Origin of the sequence: Streptomyces sp. NPDC052236 (genome assembly GCF_044548015.1) — a bacterium.
Taxonomy (GTDB): Bacteria; Actinomycetota; Actinomycetes; order Streptomycetales; family Streptomycetaceae; genus Streptomyces.
This window is the reverse complement of the sequence record NZ_JBIUBL010000035.1, coordinates 1-15,529: the sequence shown is the minus strand read 5'-3', so window position 1 is coordinate 15,529 and position 15,529 is coordinate 1. Positions and strand designations below refer to the sequence as shown.

Annotated in this window: 18 protein-coding genes and 1 pseudogene; 8 read left to right on the top strand and 11 right to left on the bottom strand. The window is 68.4% G+C overall.

Annotated elements, in window-relative coordinates; translation table 11 throughout:
* Nucleotides 1–426 precede the first annotated feature (426 nt).
* On the top strand, nt 427–1,221 hold the full coding sequence (locus ACIHCQ_RS38610; RefSeq protein WP_399673256.1) for a helix-turn-helix domain-containing protein: 795 nt from the start codon (nt 427–429) through the stop codon (nt 1,219–1,221).
* On the opposite strand, the gene ACIHCQ_RS38605 is transcribed toward ACIHCQ_RS38610, so the two are convergent.
* Both ACIHCQ_RS38605 and ACIHCQ_RS38600 read right to left on the bottom strand, forming a co-directional pair.
* The gene (locus ACIHCQ_RS38605; protein ID WP_399673254.1) at nt 1,211–1,648 is read right to left on the bottom strand and encodes a hypothetical protein; all 438 of its coding nucleotides are present in this window, start codon (nt 1,646–1,648) and stop codon (nt 1,211–1,213) included. The two genes, ACIHCQ_RS38610 and ACIHCQ_RS38605, sit on opposite strands and share 11 nt — an antisense overlap.
* 294 nt (nt 1,649–1,942) lie before the next feature.
* Entirely contained in the window at nt 1,943–2,431 is a 489-nt protein-coding gene (locus ACIHCQ_RS38600) for a hypothetical protein (protein ID WP_399673252.1), read from the bottom strand.
* A 731-nt stretch (nt 2,432–3,162) separates the two neighbouring features.
* Here ACIHCQ_RS38600 and ACIHCQ_RS38595 point away from each other — a divergent pair.
* The 3 genes from ACIHCQ_RS38595 to ACIHCQ_RS38585 all read left to right on the top strand — a co-directional run bounded on the left by ACIHCQ_RS38595 (nt 3,163) and on the right by ACIHCQ_RS38585 (nt 5,266).
* The gene (locus ACIHCQ_RS38595) at nt 3,163–3,315 is read left to right on the top strand and encodes a hypothetical protein (protein ID WP_399673250.1); all 153 of its coding nucleotides are present in this window, start codon (nt 3,163–3,165) and stop codon (nt 3,313–3,315) included.
* Between the two features lie 453 nt (nt 3,316–3,768).
* Complete coding sequence (locus ACIHCQ_RS38590; protein WP_399673248.1) at nt 3,769–4,140, top strand: DUF2716 domain-containing protein; 372 nt, start codon at nt 3,769–3,771, stop codon at nt 4,138–4,140.
* Nucleotides 4,141–4,357: 217 nt separating this feature from the next.
* A complete protein-coding gene (locus tag ACIHCQ_RS38585) occupies nt 4,358–5,266 on the top strand; it encodes a hypothetical protein (protein ID WP_399673246.1) in 909 nt (302 codons plus the stop codon).
* Between the two features lie 629 nt (nt 5,267–5,895).
* Here the strand turns inward: ACIHCQ_RS38585 and ACIHCQ_RS38580 are convergent.
* From ACIHCQ_RS38580 to ACIHCQ_RS38555, 6 genes and pseudogenes are all read right to left on the bottom strand, one after another.
* Nucleotides 5,896–6,598: pseudogene (locus ACIHCQ_RS38580) on the bottom strand (IS110 family transposase); the annotation flags it as partial.
* 379 nt (nt 6,599–6,977) lie between these two features.
* The gene (locus ACIHCQ_RS38575; RefSeq protein WP_399673245.1) at nt 6,978–7,625 is read right to left on the bottom strand and encodes a DUF6461 domain-containing protein; all 648 of its coding nucleotides are present in this window, start codon (nt 7,623–7,625) and stop codon (nt 6,978–6,980) included.
* Nucleotides 7,626–8,095: 470 nt separating this feature from the next.
* Nucleotides 8,096–8,422, bottom strand: a complete 327-nt coding sequence (locus ACIHCQ_RS38570) for a hypothetical protein (RefSeq protein WP_399673243.1) — start codon at nt 8,420–8,422, stop codon at nt 8,096–8,098.
* A gap of 279 nt (nt 8,423–8,701) precedes the next feature.
* The gene (locus ACIHCQ_RS38565; RefSeq protein WP_399673241.1) at nt 8,702–9,280 is read right to left on the bottom strand and encodes a dienelactone hydrolase family protein; all 579 of its coding nucleotides are present in this window, start codon (nt 9,278–9,280) and stop codon (nt 8,702–8,704) included.
* Between the two features lie 90 nt (nt 9,281–9,370).
* A complete protein-coding gene (locus tag ACIHCQ_RS38560) occupies nt 9,371–9,571 on the bottom strand; it encodes a hypothetical protein (RefSeq protein ID WP_399673239.1) in 201 nt (66 codons plus the stop codon).
* Nucleotides 9,572–9,857: 286 nt separating this feature from the next.
* Entirely contained in the window at nt 9,858–10,079 is a 222-nt protein-coding gene (locus ACIHCQ_RS38555; RefSeq protein WP_399673237.1) for a hypothetical protein, read from the bottom strand.
* Between the two features lie 72 nt (nt 10,080–10,151).
* On the opposite strand from ACIHCQ_RS38555, the gene ACIHCQ_RS38550 reads away from it, so the two are divergent.
* On the top strand, nt 10,152–10,418 hold the full coding sequence (locus tag ACIHCQ_RS38550) for a DUF6083 domain-containing protein (protein ID WP_399673235.1): 267 nt from the start codon (nt 10,152–10,154) through the stop codon (nt 10,416–10,418).
* Here the strand turns inward: ACIHCQ_RS38550 and ACIHCQ_RS38545 are convergent.
* The gene (locus ACIHCQ_RS38545) at nt 10,359–11,063 is read right to left on the bottom strand and encodes a DUF4386 domain-containing protein (RefSeq protein WP_399673233.1); all 705 of its coding nucleotides are present in this window, start codon (nt 11,061–11,063) and stop codon (nt 10,359–10,361) included. The two genes, ACIHCQ_RS38550 and ACIHCQ_RS38545, sit on opposite strands and share 60 nt — an antisense overlap.
* A 119-nt stretch (nt 11,064–11,182) precedes the next feature.
* Between ACIHCQ_RS38545 and ACIHCQ_RS38540 the strand changes: the two genes are divergently transcribed.
* Nucleotides 11,183–11,866, top strand: coding sequence for a TetR/AcrR family transcriptional regulator C-terminal domain-containing protein (locus ACIHCQ_RS38540; protein ID WP_351455040.1), 684 nt, complete (start codon nt 11,183–11,185; stop codon nt 11,864–11,866).
* Between the two features lie 177 nt (nt 11,867–12,043).
* Nucleotides 12,044–12,316 (top strand): hypothetical protein, encoded by a 273-nt coding sequence (locus ACIHCQ_RS38535; RefSeq protein WP_399673231.1) that lies wholly within the window; start codon nt 12,044–12,046, stop codon nt 12,314–12,316.
* 157 nt (nt 12,317–12,473) lie between these two features.
* Here ACIHCQ_RS38535 and ACIHCQ_RS38530 read toward each other — a convergent pair whose 3' ends face one another.
* Together ACIHCQ_RS38530 and ACIHCQ_RS38525 are read right to left on the bottom strand one after the other, a co-directional pair.
* Entirely contained in the window at nt 12,474–13,376 is a 903-nt protein-coding gene (locus ACIHCQ_RS38530) for an IS982 family transposase (RefSeq protein ID WP_399673358.1), read from the bottom strand.
* A 75-nt stretch (nt 13,377–13,451) separates the two neighbouring features.
* Nucleotides 13,452–13,874 carry a MarR family winged helix-turn-helix transcriptional regulator gene (locus ACIHCQ_RS38525; RefSeq protein ID WP_399673228.1) on the bottom strand — a complete coding sequence of 141 codons (423 nt, stop codon included), beginning with the start codon at nt 13,872–13,874 and terminating at the stop codon, nt 13,452–13,454.
* 163 nt (nt 13,875–14,037) lie between these two features.
* Here ACIHCQ_RS38525 and eno point away from each other — a divergent pair, with 163 nt between their 5' ends.
* A complete protein-coding gene (gene eno / locus ACIHCQ_RS38520) occupies nt 14,038–15,345 on the top strand; it encodes a phosphopyruvate hydratase (RefSeq protein ID WP_399673225.1) in 1,308 nt (435 codons plus the stop codon).
* The last annotated feature ends 184 nt before the right edge of the window (nt 15,346–15,529 follow it).

Here is a 15,529-nt window from a genome sequence, read left to right as displayed (position 1 = left end):
CAGTGGCCCGCGCAGGACGACCCGAAGCCGCCACAAGGGTTCGCGGGTGGGGTGGCCCCCGTACCCGCTCCCCCACCGCGGTACCTCTGCGCCCCGGGGCGGGGACTCCGTCCACTCCGCAGCGGGGGCGCGACGGAGCAATGGGGGTGTGGGGGCGTCAGCCCTCAGTTATGGGAAGGGGCGGGGTGGGGAACAATCCCCCGGGTCACCCCGCACACCGGTCCATAACCCGGAGTAGCGCACATCACAGTGCGTCCGGACAGACCCCGGAACGCCATGCAATGGTTTACCGTTCATCCATATGTGGCGTCGCTGCGCGTTTCGCCGAGAGGCGACCGCCCCGGGAACCCACGCTGGACCGCCCCGGTCGGAGACCCCCGCTCCGGCTGGGGCTTCTCTCATCCCCCGCCGTATTACGGTCTGGGTATGACAACTGTCGCGTTGGACACTGGAGTAGGGCCGCTGCTGCGCGACTGGCGCGAGCGGCGCCGGATCAGCCAGCTGGAGCTGGCCCTGCGCGCCGATTCCTCGGCCCGCCACATCAGCTTCATCGAGACGGGCCGCTCCCGTCCGAGCGAGGACATGATCCTGCGCCTCGCCGAACACCTCGACGTCCCCGTACGGGAGCGCAACGCCCTGCTCCTGACGGCCGGTTACGCGCCACGGTACGCCGAGACGCCGCTCGGCGATCCGGCGCTGGGCGCGCTGCGGGAGGGTCTGGAGCAGCTGCTGCGGGGGTACGAGCCGTATCCCGCCTTCGTCGTCGACGGCACGTACACGGTGGTCGCCGCGAACCGCGGTATCGCGATGCTGTTGGAGGGCCTGCCGGAGCATCTGCTCGCGCCGCCCCTCAACGCCATGCGGATCACGCTGCACCCCGAGGGACTGGCCCCGCGGATCCGGAATCTGCGGGAGTGGCGCGGTCATCTGCTGGCCCAGATGGAGCGCCAGATGGCACTGGCCCGCTCTGAGGCGTTGCGCAAGCTGTACGACGAGGTCGCCGCGTATCCCCAGCCGGGGCGAGCGGCGGAAACGACCATCGCGCGGCCCTCCTTCGCGCTTCCGATGGAGATCGAGCACGACGGCCGGGTGCTGTCCTTCGTCTCGTCCATCTCCACCTTCAACACCCCGATGGATGTGACGGTCGCCGAGCTGGCCATCGAGACTCTTCTCCCGGCCGACCCGGCGACGGTCAAGTACCTCCAGTCCCTCACGCCGTAGCCGTAGCCGTAGCGGTAGCCGCGACCCGCAGCGCGGACCACTGCAGTACCGCGAAACCGGCCACGGTGAGCGCCTGCAGCGGGATCCAGACGGCCCCTGCCGCGCTCGGCTCGAACCAGAGCGCGAGCGCGGCGACGCTGAGGACGGCCCACAGCAGATTGGCGTCGATCACCAGCGTGACGGGCAGCCGCGGCGGCTGTCGGCGCGAGGCGAGGTAGCCGACGCCGGCCGCGAACAGGGTGAGAAAGACGCCCAGTACGAGAAGGACGGACGCGTCGATGCCGAGCAGCCGCCCGAGGGGGCCGGAGGCCGCGACGTACGCCAGTCCGTTCACGCCGGTGACGGCGGCGTCGAGAGCGAGGAACCGACGCAGCATCGTCTGCGGCTCGGTGGTGCGGGACAGACCGGTGAGCAGAGTGGCGGACATGACGGATCAGCCTCCATTGAGGTCGTACGGGCTGGTCAGGGGCCGGGCCCGGAGCTCGGACGGAGTGCGCCGCCCGAGTTCCGGTGCCAGCAAGACTGCCGCGCGGCACGCAGACCGTCGATTACGCCTGAGGTAATGGCGGCAGTGGGCTCCCTGCCCAGGTCACATACCCCACCCTCGACGCTGAACGGCTGTGGGGAGCCAGATAGGGAGCCACGGCGCGATTACCGCGGGGTTCCGCCTGCCCCCAGGGCTGTCGCGCCGCCACTCCCCCTTGAAGATGTCGTCCATCGCTTAGGCCCCCGATGTGATCACCGGCCGCAGTTGCTTGCGGTAGACACGCTCGGTGGTGCTGCTGCCGCTGTGGCCTACGACACGGGCGATGACCTCAATCGGGATTCCGTGATCCGAGAGGAGGGATACAAAGCTCGTCCGCAGCCGCTGCTCACCGTTCTCGCTCGGAAAGACCAACTTGTGCGCCTCTATCGCGGAAGCTGCCTGGTACGGCATGACGAGCGAGCGACGGCTCTTGATCGTCTTGGTGTCGCCATGCCGGCGCACTGAACGCCACACATCCACGTGGGGCCGTGCTTCTTCCGGTTCGGCATCGTGCACGTGCTCCCAGGTAAGCGCCCGTCCCTCTTCCGTGCGAACACCCACGAGGAGCGCCAGCACCACGTATGCGTGAATCCAGCTTCCTTCTCGCGCCCGTAGGACCGCTTCCGCCTGCTCAAGGATCAACAACTGGCTGGGACGCCCAGGCTGCCCATTCGGCAGGTCCACCCACTCGGCAACGTTTCTCAGAGCCAGGCCTCTGCGCTGCGCGTGGTTGATTGATTGAGCGCCGCAGGATCGATCGCACCATCTTGAGGGACTGATGCGAAAGGATCTCTGCCTTGGCTTCCAGCCACTCATCCAGGACATCCGCTTGAAGGTCCCGCAGCCGCGCCCTGCCGAGGTCCGGCGTGATGTGGTAGCCCGAAGCCAACCTCGATCAGATCGGCGGCCACCAACCTGACCCGCTCACGCCGAGCCCGCTCCTCAGCCGTCAGCCCTCCGCCATCGGGATACCTCATCCCTCCGGCATAGCGTGGCCCACGCCAGCCGTCACGACCCCACGTAACCCACACCCTTAAAGATCTCCAGAGGCGAGGTGCTGGCCGAGCACGTCGACCGCGTCAAGCCAAATCGCCCGGCAACCTCGCCCGCATTCGCCAACTCTTCGAGAGTTGGCAGGGAGCTGCTGCCCCAGGCTGCGGTCAATCCACTCGCTGGCGTTGTGATCGACGGAAGCCCGGTGTCCTTTTCAAGGGACGAGAGCAGACGCCACGTGAGATCAGCAGCCGACCGCTGATCCTGCACCTCATCAAGGGCTGCCTTCGCCTCGCTGAAAGATTAGTGCGCTGCGCAGGAGTGTCCCCCAGCAACTGGGTCTTACCCGACCCAGCCGTGAACCCTCGGAGCTGCAGCGCAGCAAGCATCAACTCGCCGAATGCCATAACGGAACGGGGATCGTGACCTCAATCGTCGCTTGGACCGATGTCGAACAGGTGGCTGTGCACGATGGCCTGACCATTACTGGCCGCCGCTTCCGCTCACCTCGACAGGACAAGGATGACCGCGAGTGGGCCGTAGGCGACCGCGATGGCGCAGAGGAGTCGATTTGAGCCCTGGAGTGGCGTCAACGATCGAGGCCGGGCCCACCGCAGCCGCTACCGCTGTTCAGAGCCCTCCCACCATGAAGATCACGATCGACGACGGGCCGGTGGCGCGGGCGGCGCGGATGCGGTCCTCGGTGCGGGCGCGCCGGCGATGCCGTAGTTTCGAGTGCGGCGATCAGCGTGTTCCTGGTGTTGGTGGCGAACGCTGTGAGCCGCGGACCGTCGGCGCCGCGCGAGTGAGTCGGAGTCGGGCGCGCTGGTTGGAATTGACGTCTGGCCTGCTCGGCTACTGCGCGGCGGAGTACACATTCTTCGAACAGGGCTTTGTCGCGATGCTGATGGTGTCTCCATCGGCGCGAGGCAGAGGCATCGGGCATCGGGCATCGGTTGCTGGACGCCGCGGCGGCCTCGTGCGCGACCCCGAAACTGTTCACCTCGACCAACGTTTCCAACCAGCCGATGCAGCGACTCCTCCACCTGCACTCCCACCACGGGCTCGTCCCGGACCTCCCCGAACGGCTCGACGCGATCGCCCAGCGCGGACTGCTCACCGCCACCCAGCCAGGAGAATTCGTCTACTGGCTCGACTGGCAGCACGACGGCTACCGCTACGACCCTCGCCGCACCAACGTCCCCGGACGGCCGCCCCGGCCCGGCAAGGGCACCTATCCCGACGGCGACTACTACCTCCACCTCACCGACGACCTGCGCCTGGGCACCTTCGGCCACCCCCGGGAACAGACACTGACCATCTGGGGACCGACGCTGCTCGCGGCCGTCGAGGCGGAGCTGACCGAGTTGCTCGGAGAACCGATCAGGCGCCGCGAGTGACGGTGCCGGCCCAGCGCTGTGTCCTCGTCCCCCGCTCGGGACACGAGCACAGCAACAGCCCAGCATCGGTTTTGCAGGGCCAGAACCGCTGCCGCGTGGGCTGAGCGGTGTAGTTGGCCGAACGGGCCAAGTAGGCCGCTCAGTCACAACGGATGACGTGTTGTCAGTGGCGGGCGAGAGACTGCCGCTTCCCGCATCCGTACAGGAGGAGAAGGCCGTGGCCGTGGTGACCAACGATGTGGCGGTAGCCGACATGAGACGGCTCGGCAATGCCGAGCCCCTTGAGCCCTACCCTGGCCGCGCACGTAAACCGTGGAAGTGCCGGTGTCTGAACGAGGGCTGCGGAAAGATCATCTACCCGAACCGGAACAACGTGATGAGCGGGCAGGGCGCCTGCAAGTACTGTGCGCCCAACGCGCCCGTCGACCCGGCGACGGCCGCGGCCGCGATGCTCGGCCACGGCTTCGTCACCCTCGTACGGTTCCCCGGCACAGGGAAGCCGTGGCTGTCGAAGTGCAGCGCTGTCGGCCATCTGGTAGCTCCTCGCTACGACAACACGACGCGCCGCGGCGCGCAATGCCGGTTCTGTATCCATCGTGGGCCTGGCGATCCAAAGCAGGCCGTGGCCGACATGAAGGCGGCCGGCTTCACTCCGCTGGAGCCGTACAAGAACGTCAGTACACCGTGGATGTCGCTGTGCAACGACTGCGGAACCATCGTCTCGCCCAATCTGAATAACGTACGAACCCGCGGGCGGTGCTGCCCGCGCTGCGCGAAGTACGGGTTCTACCCGGCCGCACCAGCATGGCTGTATGTCATGACACACGCGGTCTTCGGCGCCGTGAAGGTCGGCATCACTGGGCGGGAGACGCGCGAGGACCGCATCGCACGTCTGCAGGGCTCGGGGTGGATTGTGGTGCGCACCTGGCTGTTCGATACCGGCGAGGCCGCCTACCGCATCGAGCAGATCATCCTCAAGCAGTTGCGCGCTCAGGGGCACGGCCCATACCTGAGCGCTGAGCGGATGCCAGCCGGCGGATGGACCGAGACCTTCGACGCCGCCGTGGTGACCGCCGACACGCTTTGCCGCATGGTTGGTGACGCCCTGACCGAACCACCGGTGTAGGGAGCCGCAGGTGGCTCGGGTCGGGCAGGCTCACCCGATGAGTGTCCTCGTCGACCTCCTCGTACCCGAGCTTGGCGGACCCCGGACGGCAGGGGAGTGCTTTCTCCGGCGCACGCAGGCTTGCTGTGTAGGGGGCCACCGGGTCGCGGCAGTTCATGCGCTCCTTCGCCGCTGGGGACACGGTGCAGTGGTCTCTGGGCCCGTTGCCAGAGTGCGCCAGCCGCGTCCACAGGGCGCAGGTCTGGTGGCACTGAATGGACGCTGGCTCGCGGGCCTGCCTTGTCGACTAGCGTTCGGCTTTGGTGACGACAAGCCTGCCTATGTGACAACTGTCGTGCTTCGGCTCAATGGCCGGTGTGACTGAGTCCCAATGATGGTTGTCAAGCAGTCAAGGGGGGTTGGAGGGCGTGCAGAGAAGGTCGGGCAGGTTTGCGCGCGGCTTGGCGGGTGGTGCACGAGGCGGGACTGGCGGGGCAGGGATATTTCGCTGGCGTGTCAGGTATCCGCAGGCCAGACTCGACGCGCATGGAGGATGTGATCGCTCGGCGGGTCGGTGAACTGGATGCGGATTCGGCTGAGGTGGCCGAGGACGCGCAGTATGCACTGATCACCATGGGGCCGCAGGTGGCCGCCGCTGTGTTCTCCCCGGTCACGGCCGTGTGCTGGGCCTGCGCCGCGGCAATCGCCGCATCGGCTATGGCCTCGGCGCCCCGCACTCTGCGGTTCTTCAACCAGGTCGCCAGCCGACTCGAACCAATCCGGCGCAGGCCGGCGGGGGTCCGGTAGCCGGTCAGCAGAATGAGTGCCGCCTTGGAGGCGGCGTAGTCGAAGGCCCGCTCCAGAGCGGGGAAGTACTCCAGCAGTTGTGCACGCAGGCAGTTGATGGCACGGGTGCGGTCTGCGGCGAGGTCGTAGCGACGAGCGGTGAGGATCTTCAGATCCACCGCGATCTCGTCCCACTCCTGCAAGGGCTGCAGATCGCGGCGCATCCGCGCCTGGTCGGCGATGACGTAGACGTCCTTCGCGTCGGTCTTACCGTCCCCGCGGTAGGCGCGGGAGGCGTGGTGAACGGTGCGGCCCGGGATGCAGAGCAGCCGCTGACCATGGCCGGCCAGTAGAGCGATCACCAGCGCGGCACCGCCTGTGCGTTCAGGTCGACCGCCCAGGTCACCGGACTCTCCTCGGCCAGTGCGAGGACGTCGCCTATCAGTTCCAGCAGTTCGGGTTCATTGTTGGGCACCCGGCGCGACAGCACCTTCGTCCCGTCCGTGTCGATCACCGTGCAGTGTGCGCGGCCTTGCCCGCGTCCGTCCCCGCCCAGAGCTCGGGCACCCGAGCCTCCCTCGTCGATCGGTTGACTGGTCCCAGCAGACGACCACGCCGACGTGTCCTTACGAAGCGATCTCTGTTCGCTCATCCCCATGAGTGGCCGTGTCGCCGCGGGGCACTGGGCGGCCAATCAGTCAAAACCACACGTACGGCATGAGCGCTTCCAGCCACACCCAGGCCCCTGGGTCTCCCGATCGTACGAAGGACCGAAATCAACCCAACAACAAGGTAAGGAGTGCTTCATCTGGCGGGTCAGCGCTTGAGCTGGCGAGGCTGAGTGCTTCAGCTGGCGGGCTGGCTGAGGCTGGTCGCGACAGATGACACCTGATCGGTTGGAACTGGTCGGCCCGCTGTGACGGCCAATGCGAAAGCGCCGGGGCGGTCAGATCCTCATGTTCGGGGTCCCGCGGACCGCGTACGCCGGCAGGCCTCCTTCCTCCAGGCAGGCGGGCGGAAGGGACAACCCGAAGCGCCGCTCGACGACGCCCAACGTGCGCCGGTAGGTGACCCTGAAGTCCTCGTAATCATCACCATCGGGGTCCCTGGGAGCGAGGAGCGTCTCCCCGTCGGGGCCGAGTACCTGTCCGGCAATGAGGTCGGCAACCAGCAGATCGGGCTCCTTGCCGTAGCGCTGGTTCTCCTCGGCCAGTCCGAAGCTGCACAGGGCCACGCCGTCGCGGGCGTAGTCCACGGTGGCCGGCGGGTGCTCTTGCATCGGCACATAGCGGACGGCCTCAACTCCGTCGCGGGAGATCTCCGCCAGCAGGTCCCCGCCGGTCGAGTCTCCGTACTCCAGGGCGAAGGACCAGCCTGCGCACTCGCCGACCCGCACGACACCATCCCCGTCGCCGCCCGGCCGGTACCCCTCCATGTCCAGGCCCCACGCCTGGGCGTCGGTGATCGGCTCGGTTGCCCCGTCCGGGTCGGCCCCCATGCGCAGCGCGAGCTCCTGGGCGGATATCCCCCGTGCGAACACCACGCTGGACATCCAGTTTTTCAGGCCGACCAGCCATTGAATCCCGTCGCTCACGCGCTCATCCCCTTGCTGTCCGTCAGTGATCTACCTGCCCGCACCTTAGGCAGGGCCACTGACAACCGACTTCAGCAGCACAATCGCATCACGCGTCCTGCCTGAGGTTGCTGGCCAGGGAGAACGGGTCGAAGTCGGTGGGAGCAGGGCTGATCGGCCTGAGCGTGTGCCGACTACGGCAACCAAACGGCGTCAATTTCCGCGATTCAGCGCGGTATCGGGCCTGCTCTGCGAGCTCCACCGGTGTCATCAATCTCGACCAGTCACACCTACCCGCCAACTGAAGCGCTCAGCCTCGCCAACTCAAGCGCTAACTCGCCAGATGAAGCGCTCAGCCACAGCTGTGCCGAGGCCCGGTAGTTGTCACCTACGGGACCGAATAGGCTGCGGACGGAACCAGATCGAAGCGGCCTGGTTGTCACCGGGGAGGCACGTTACTTGTCACATATGGTCATTGGGCGGCCGTCCTGTCACCAGGCCAGAGCGTGACTCAAGACGGCCTCGCCCGAATGCTTGGCGAGCTCACCCGGCTCGATCGACGCGCTTGCTGGGTCGCGGACCACGCGGGCGCGGCCGCTGACCCGCCCGGATGCCGCGCCCATGCCGGTGAGCGTGTGGCCGTCCGACGCCCGAGCCGGCAGCAGCGTCTCCACGTCGGTACCGTCGGAGAGCAGTGCGACCGGAACGGTCCGGCGCCGTACCTCCCGCGCGTACTCCGACCGCCGTCCAGTGACCGCTTCGCGCAGGTCTTCACCGCGCTTCACAGCCGTGCGCAGCTCTGGCAGCGTGAGGAACATGACGTCGTCCGCACGCTCGAGGAGCCCGTTCGCCTGGAGCTCGGCACCGTGCCCTGATTGATGACGCCTGAGTCGACGCCGCGCTTGTAGTCGAGATTACCGACCGCAGGAGCTCGGATACCGGCTCTGAACTGCGACGATTCATAGACTACATGCCCGTGACGGCGAGTCGGGATCGTTGCTGTGACTCGTCCGGGGGGTCTCGTGGGACGGCCCGTCCACCGGGACGGTGGACGGGCCGCGAGATCGTCAGCCGGACAGGAGCAGGTTGTTGATCCCCTACTTGATGCGGTCGAGGAAGCTGAGCACCCGATGGTTGACCTGCTTTGCGGCCTGTTCGTCGTAGGACGGCAGGCTGCTGTCGGTGAACAGGTGCCTGTCACCGGGGTAGAGGAACAGCTCGGCATCCGTCGCCGTCTCGACGAGCACGCGGGCGGCGTCCACATCGCCCTCCCCGGCGAAGAAGGGATCTGTATCCATGCCGTGGATCTGGACCGGGACGTCCTGGGGCCAGGCGCCGCCGAACTCCGAGATCGGGATGCATGCCTCGAGCAACAGTGCGCCCTTTGCGCCGGGGCGGGTCTGGGCCAGCTTCTGTGCTGGCAGGACGCCGAGCGAGAAGCCGACGTAGACGAGCTCCGCAGGCAGCCCCTCGGCGGCGGCAGTTCCGCGCGCGGTGATCGTGTCGAACCCGGCGTTCTCGGCATAGCCGACGCCCTCCTCAAAGCTGTCGAATACCTGCCCCTTGTACAGGTCTGGGGCATGGACGGTGTGTCCGGCCCGTCGCAGCTGCTCGGCAAACTCGCGAACGCCGACGGTCAGCCCGTGTCCATGGTGGAAAACCAGCACCTCAGCCATGTTGCTCCCCTCGTGCTGTGGCGCCCGGGTGGCGCCGCGGCACGAGTATGGCCCGCAGCACTGACATCCACGGGCCTCGGCCGGACAGGATCAGGTCGGTGATCCCGGTTCGGCGAGGCGGACTTCGAGATCGGCGACTCGCCGGTCTTGGAGGCGCAGGTTCGAGCGGGCGGCCTTCAGCCGCTCGTCGAGGTTGCGGTTGTCGGTGGTGAGTTGCCGGACGCGTTGCTTGAGTGCGGTGTTCTCGGCGGTGATCCGGTGAATGGCCTCCTCGGTCCATTCGGCTTCCAAATCGCGGATCTGGCCGAGCAGTTCACCGATGCGGATGCGTTGAGCGTGGATCTCGGTATGGGTGGCCTTGAGGGAGAAGGGACTATGTCCAATCTGCCGTACGGACCTTATCGAAGGGGCGGAATACCAGCCGGATAACGTCCGGGAGTGGGAGGCTGCCCCAAGCAAGAGCCCGGCCGAATCGAACCGAATGAAATGATGGCCAGCCCCGGATAGACCCCCAGGTCGGCAAGTCTCGGCCCCGCACCCGCGGGGATGTTCCTAGGGCGTGTTGTGAAAGTGCTGGTCACAGCGATTCGTTGATGGCTGCGACCAGCACGGTCGCTTCGTAGCGGACGGCGAGTTTCTCGTACCTGGTGGCGACGGCCCGGTGTCGTTTGAGTCGGTTGATCCCGCACTCGACAGCGTGCCGCTGCTTGTAGTCGTCTCTGTCGGACTTCGGCGGCCGTCCGCCGCGCGAGCCGCGCCCCAGCCGGTTGCGGACACGGTCCGCGGGGACCGGAATCATGGCCTTGATCCCGCGCCTGGCAGCGCTTCCGGCGGATCTGACCCGAACGAGTGGTGATGAGAGGACTGCGCCGTGCCGACGGCCCGCGGCGGATCGATTCGCCGCTCGCGGCCCTCCTGGGGTCGGCCCCACAGTGACCTCTTGATCATCTTCGGAAGGGACGCATCCTCGCATGAAGCTCCGCAACGCCGTCGCCGCCCACACCCCACCCACACGGTCCCGGCCGGGCAGCGCTGGCGCGTCGCCCCGGACTGCTCCGCCGTCAAGCTCGGGTCGGCCTCACCGACGGACACCTGCCGGGTCAGCCACTTCTCCGTCTGCCCGGGACGCGGCGCCTGAGCCGGGCCCGAACCCCCTGACGATCAGCCACCCGGCCAGCCCCAGCTCCCAGGCGAACACCGGGAGCGCGGCGGCCGACCCCGCCACGGAGAGCTGCTCGTAGGCCCCGAACATCACAGCGACGGCCGAGGCGCAGATCAGCGGCCCGCCGACCAGCCCGAGCACGGCGATGAAGCGCGGCACGAGCCGTGCGCGGTACGCCAGGTACGCAAGCAGGACGGTGTTGAGGCCGAGGGCGATGTTGGGCCCGAGCAGGAACGTCCAGTCGTGCACGGCCGCCAGCGCGACGTCGGCGCCGGCCGCCGCCCCCGCGTCCCGCCGCAGGGTGACGAGCGCCAGGACGGCGACGATCCCGAGGGCGATGACGGCCGCCTCCAGCAGCCGCCCGAAGGCGTACCCGAGCGCGAGCCCCTCGCCGTGGCGCCGCAGGACGGGGAACAGCGCCGCCCCGGTACCGGCCACCGCCACCACCAGCACCACCTCGCAGAGCACCCCGAGCAGCGCCCGCGTGTCGGCGCCCTGCGCGAGCCGGCCGTCCGCCGCGCCCAGCAGGGGGCGGTACAGAACCGCCCCGGCTATCGCGGCGGCCTCGGTCAGCAGGAACAGCGACCCGGCGGCCACCGCGGTTCTCCGGTCCGGACTCATCTTCTCGGTACCCCTCGCTCGGTGAAGGTGTACGCCGTACACCTAGCGGCGATCATAGGTGTACGGCGTACACTCGTCAAGGAGAGGGCGCTGTCGAGGAGGGAAGGGGCCGAACCGGAATGACCCGGCAGGAAGCCACGCATACGCAACGGATCCCCCTGAACAGGGACCGCGTCCTGCGCGCCGCCGTCGCGCTCGCCGACGCCACCGGCATCGACGCGCTCAGCATGCGCAGGCTCGCGCAGGAGCTGGACGTCGTACCGATGGCCCTCTACAAGCACGTGGCCAACAAGGAGGAGCTGCTCGACGGCATGGCCGACGCCGTCGTCGGCGAGATCGACCCGCCGGCCGCGGGCCCCGACTGGCAGCGCGTGGTCCGCGGGCGGATCCTCTCGGCCCGGCGGGTCCTGCTGCGCCACCCCTGGGCGGCCCGGGTCATCGAGTCGCGGACCGGCCCCACCCCGGCCGTGCTGGCGTACCTGGACTCGATGGCCGGGAGCTTCCGGGACGGCGGCCTCTCCGCCGACCTTACGCACCACGTCATGCACGCGATGGGCAGCCGCCTGCTCGGCTTCAGCCAGGAACTGTTCGACACCTCGGGCCCCTCCGGCCCGCCGGACCCCGGGCTGGCGGCGCGCTACCCGCACATCGCGGAACTGGCCGCGACGGCCGCACACGACGGGGGCTCCACGGTCGGTGGCGGCTGCGACGACCAGTTCGAGTTCGAATTCGCCCTGGACCTCCTCCTGGACGGCTTCGAAAGCCTCCGCCGCCAGGGCTGGACGTCCGCGCGGAAGGCGTAGCGGGTGCGGGGGGCGGGGGACGGGGGCTGATCCAGCGTCGAAGGGCGGAGGGAAACCCGACCGAGCCGGGGCCAGTGGTTGCGCGCGGGCCCGCGTGCGCTCGGCGCCGTTTCCACGCGGATCCGGCAACACTCAGCTCCCGGGCCGCGCGACGATCCCGGCGAGCAGGTACGTCCCATGCGCACGTCCATCCATATCGCAAGTGTCCTCACCGGCCTGACCCTCGCGCTCGGTGGCGTGGCCTTCACGGCCCCCGCCGCCCACGCGGACGTCACGGCCTGCATCAACCAGGTCGAGCGGGAGCTGCAAGGCGGGGAGGCCCCGGTCTCCATCCAGATGGCGTGTTACGTCGGACTGGGCGGCGGCCACGACGAGTGCGTGTCCGGCCTGACCGTGGGCGGCGTGACCGATGGGACCGCAGTGCCCGCCTGCCGGGTGGCGCCCAAGTAGAAGCCCCCTAGAAGATTCCTGAAGATCTTGCTCGGGCCGCCCGATTCACCCCGGATTGCCGGTAAATGTCAATCAGGTCGAACCGGTGCAACCCGGGCACGATTTCAAGATCTTCATCGGTCTCCTAGATGAATGAATCCAAGGGGTGCTGTTGCGGTCAGTGACCGTAGGCCGTCAGTGACCGCTTGACCGGCTGTGCCGTCTTGTCGTTGTGCCAGATCGCAGCCGTGAGCGCGAGGATTCGGCACAAGACTCTGGCCGCCACTCCTGCTGGGCTCTTGCCGCCATGTCGTTCTAGGTCGAGCTGTCCCTTGAAGGTCTGGTTGATCGACTCGATGACCTGCCGCAGTGGCTTGAACAGGTGCGCCCCGGCCCGCTCTGCCTCCCCCTTGCGGGCCGGCCGCAGCAACTGCAGGTGACGCTGCGCAAGGTCGCGCTCGAACTCGCGGCCGTAGTAGTTCTTGTCGCCGGTGATCGTCTGGCCGGGGTGAGCCGCTTCGACGTCGGGCGCGGTGTCGAGCATGTCGCGCAGCGTCTCGCGTTCGTCGGCCTTCGCACCGGTGAGTGCGAACAGGACCGGCAGTCCGCCGAGCGTGCACACCAGGTGCAGCCGCAGTCCCCAGAAGTATCGCAAGTGTGACGCGCAGTAGCCGTACTGAGCCCAGCCTGCCAGGTCCGAGCGCTTGGCCGTCTCCCGTGAGCAGCCGCAGCCGACCGGGGTGGAGTCGACCAGCCACACGTCGTCGCTCCACAACGAGGTGTCCCGGGCCAGGATCCGGATCATGCTGGCTATCAGCGAGGACGCGGCGCGCAGCCGCTTGTTGTAGCCGGACTGCTGAGGTACGCGGGGAAACAGGCGGCCGAAGTCCTGCCCGACGCGGCGAAGCCAGCGCCGCTCGGAGGCGTAGCCGAGCAGCGCTGACATGACCGCGAGCGTGACCAGTTCGGCGTCACTGAGCGTGGGCACGATCCCGACGGCAGGCCGCCAGGGGGCCAACCATGGCGAAGCCTTCAACTCGTCGTCGATCCGGGCATAGAGTGCTGTCGCGAGGATGTCCAGGTCGCTCGAGCGAAGCCGAGAGCTTGGGGGCGCGTGCCGGGCGTCGCGACAGGGCGAACGTTGCCTGTCGGGGCACTAGCGTGTGGCGAGCCGCTCCAGCAGGGCGGCGCTCCGTGCCAGCAACGCTCGCTCCTCATCCGTGAGTTCGGCCTCGATGGCCTGCGCGAGCCAACCGGCCCTGCGGCCGCGCTCCGCTTCGAGCGCGGCCCGGCCCGCATCCGACAGCTCGACCAGCGACTTGCGGCCGTCCGTGGGGTGCGCCCGGCGCGTGATCAGGTTCTGTTCCATGAGCAGCCCCACCGCCCGGGCCATCGACTGGGGGCGTACGCGCTGATCGGCGGCGAGGCCGCTGGTGGTCATGGCGCCGTTGCGGTCGAGTACACCGAGCACGGCGACCTGGCCCAGCGGGATGCGGTCCTCGTGTTTGACACGTCGGGTGAGCTTGCCCATCGCGGTGCGCAGTTCAGCGGCGATGGCGGCGGCTTCCGAGGTGGGCATAGGGCACTTTACCCCGTTGGTCAGCAAAGCTGTGCACCTGACCTGCACAGCAATGCTGCACAGCAAAACTGAGCAGCATTGCTGTAGGGTTTGGCGTTGTCGGGCTCAGCGCCAGCGTTGTCGCAGCCGGAGCCACGGCACACGACAACGGGAAGGAACTCCCATGTCCGCAAAGGCAGTCGGAACCGTCAACGCCGCCATCGAGACCGTCACCGCCCGCCGGATCATCGACAGCCGGGGCAACCCCACGGTCGAGGCCGACGTCGTCCTGGCGGACGGGTCCCTGGGGCGCGCGGCTGTCCCCTCCGGCGCCTCCACCGGTGCCCGGGAGGCCGTGGAACTGCGCGACGGAGACTCCGCGCGCTGGCACGGCAAGGGCGTCGACCGCGCGGTGGCCCACGTCAACGGGGCGATCGCAGCGTCCGTGCGCGGCCGGGACGCGGCGGACCAGGCGGGTCTCGACGCCGCGCTGGTTGCCCTCGACGGCACCGCCACGAAGTCTCGGCTCGGCGCCAACGCGATCCTCGGCGTCTCCCTCGCCGCCGCCAAGGCCGCCGCAGCGGCCCACCGCCAGCCCCTCTACCGCTACCTCGGCGGCGCCGACGCCCACCTCCTGCCGCTGCCGATGATGAACATCGTCAACGGCGGCGCCCACGCCGACAATCCGCTGGATTTCCAGGAGTTCATGATCGCGCCCGTGGGCGCGGACACCTTCGCCGAAGCCGTCCGCATGGGCAGCGAGGTCTTCCACACCCTGCGCCGCGATCTGCTGGCCGCCGGGCACTCCACGGGCGTCGGCGACGAGGGTGGCTTCGCGCCCGCGCTGCGTACCGCTGAGGAGGCGCTCGACTTCGTGATGACCGCCATCGAGCGCACCGGCTACCGCCCCGGCACGGACATCGGCCTGGTCATGGACCCGGCGTCGTCGGAGTTCTTCCGCGACGGGGTGTACGACTACGCAGGCGAGGGGGTGCGCCGCACCCCCTCCGAGCACGCCGACTACCTGGCCAAGCTCATCGACGCCTACCCGGTCGTCTCCATCGAGGACCCGATGGCGGAGAACGACCTGGACGGCTGGCGCGAGCTGACCGCCCGCGTCGGCGACCGCTGTCAGCTCACCGGCGACGACGTGTTCTGCACCAACGAGACGCTGCTGCGCGAGGGCATCCGCACCGGCGTCGGCAACTCGGTCCTGGTCAAGGTCAATCAGATCGGGACCCTGACCGAGGCGCTGGCCGCGGTGGCCACGGCCCACCAGGCGGGCTGGACGGCTGTCATGTCACACCGCTCGGGCGAGACGGAGGACACCACCATCGCGGATCTGGCGGTGGCGACCGGCTGCGGTCAGATCAAGACCGGCTCGCTCTCCCGCTCCGACCGCACGGCGAAGTACAACCAACTGATCCGGATCGAAGAGGAGTTGGGTGACTCGGCGCGCTTCGCGGGCCGCTCCGCACTGCATCGGGCGTGAACAGCAGGCAGAGGTAGAGACCACGCGGGCCCCTGATCACGATCGGGGGCCCGCTCGCGTGCCGGGGAGACAAATCTTCCTGGGGTGTTCACCGTTCCTAGACACTGAGCGGGAGTGAGTCCTGGTGCCAGGACTGCTGCTCGGTGGCGCTGCCCCGAACGGTGTTGGGCAGGCTGGTCTCCCG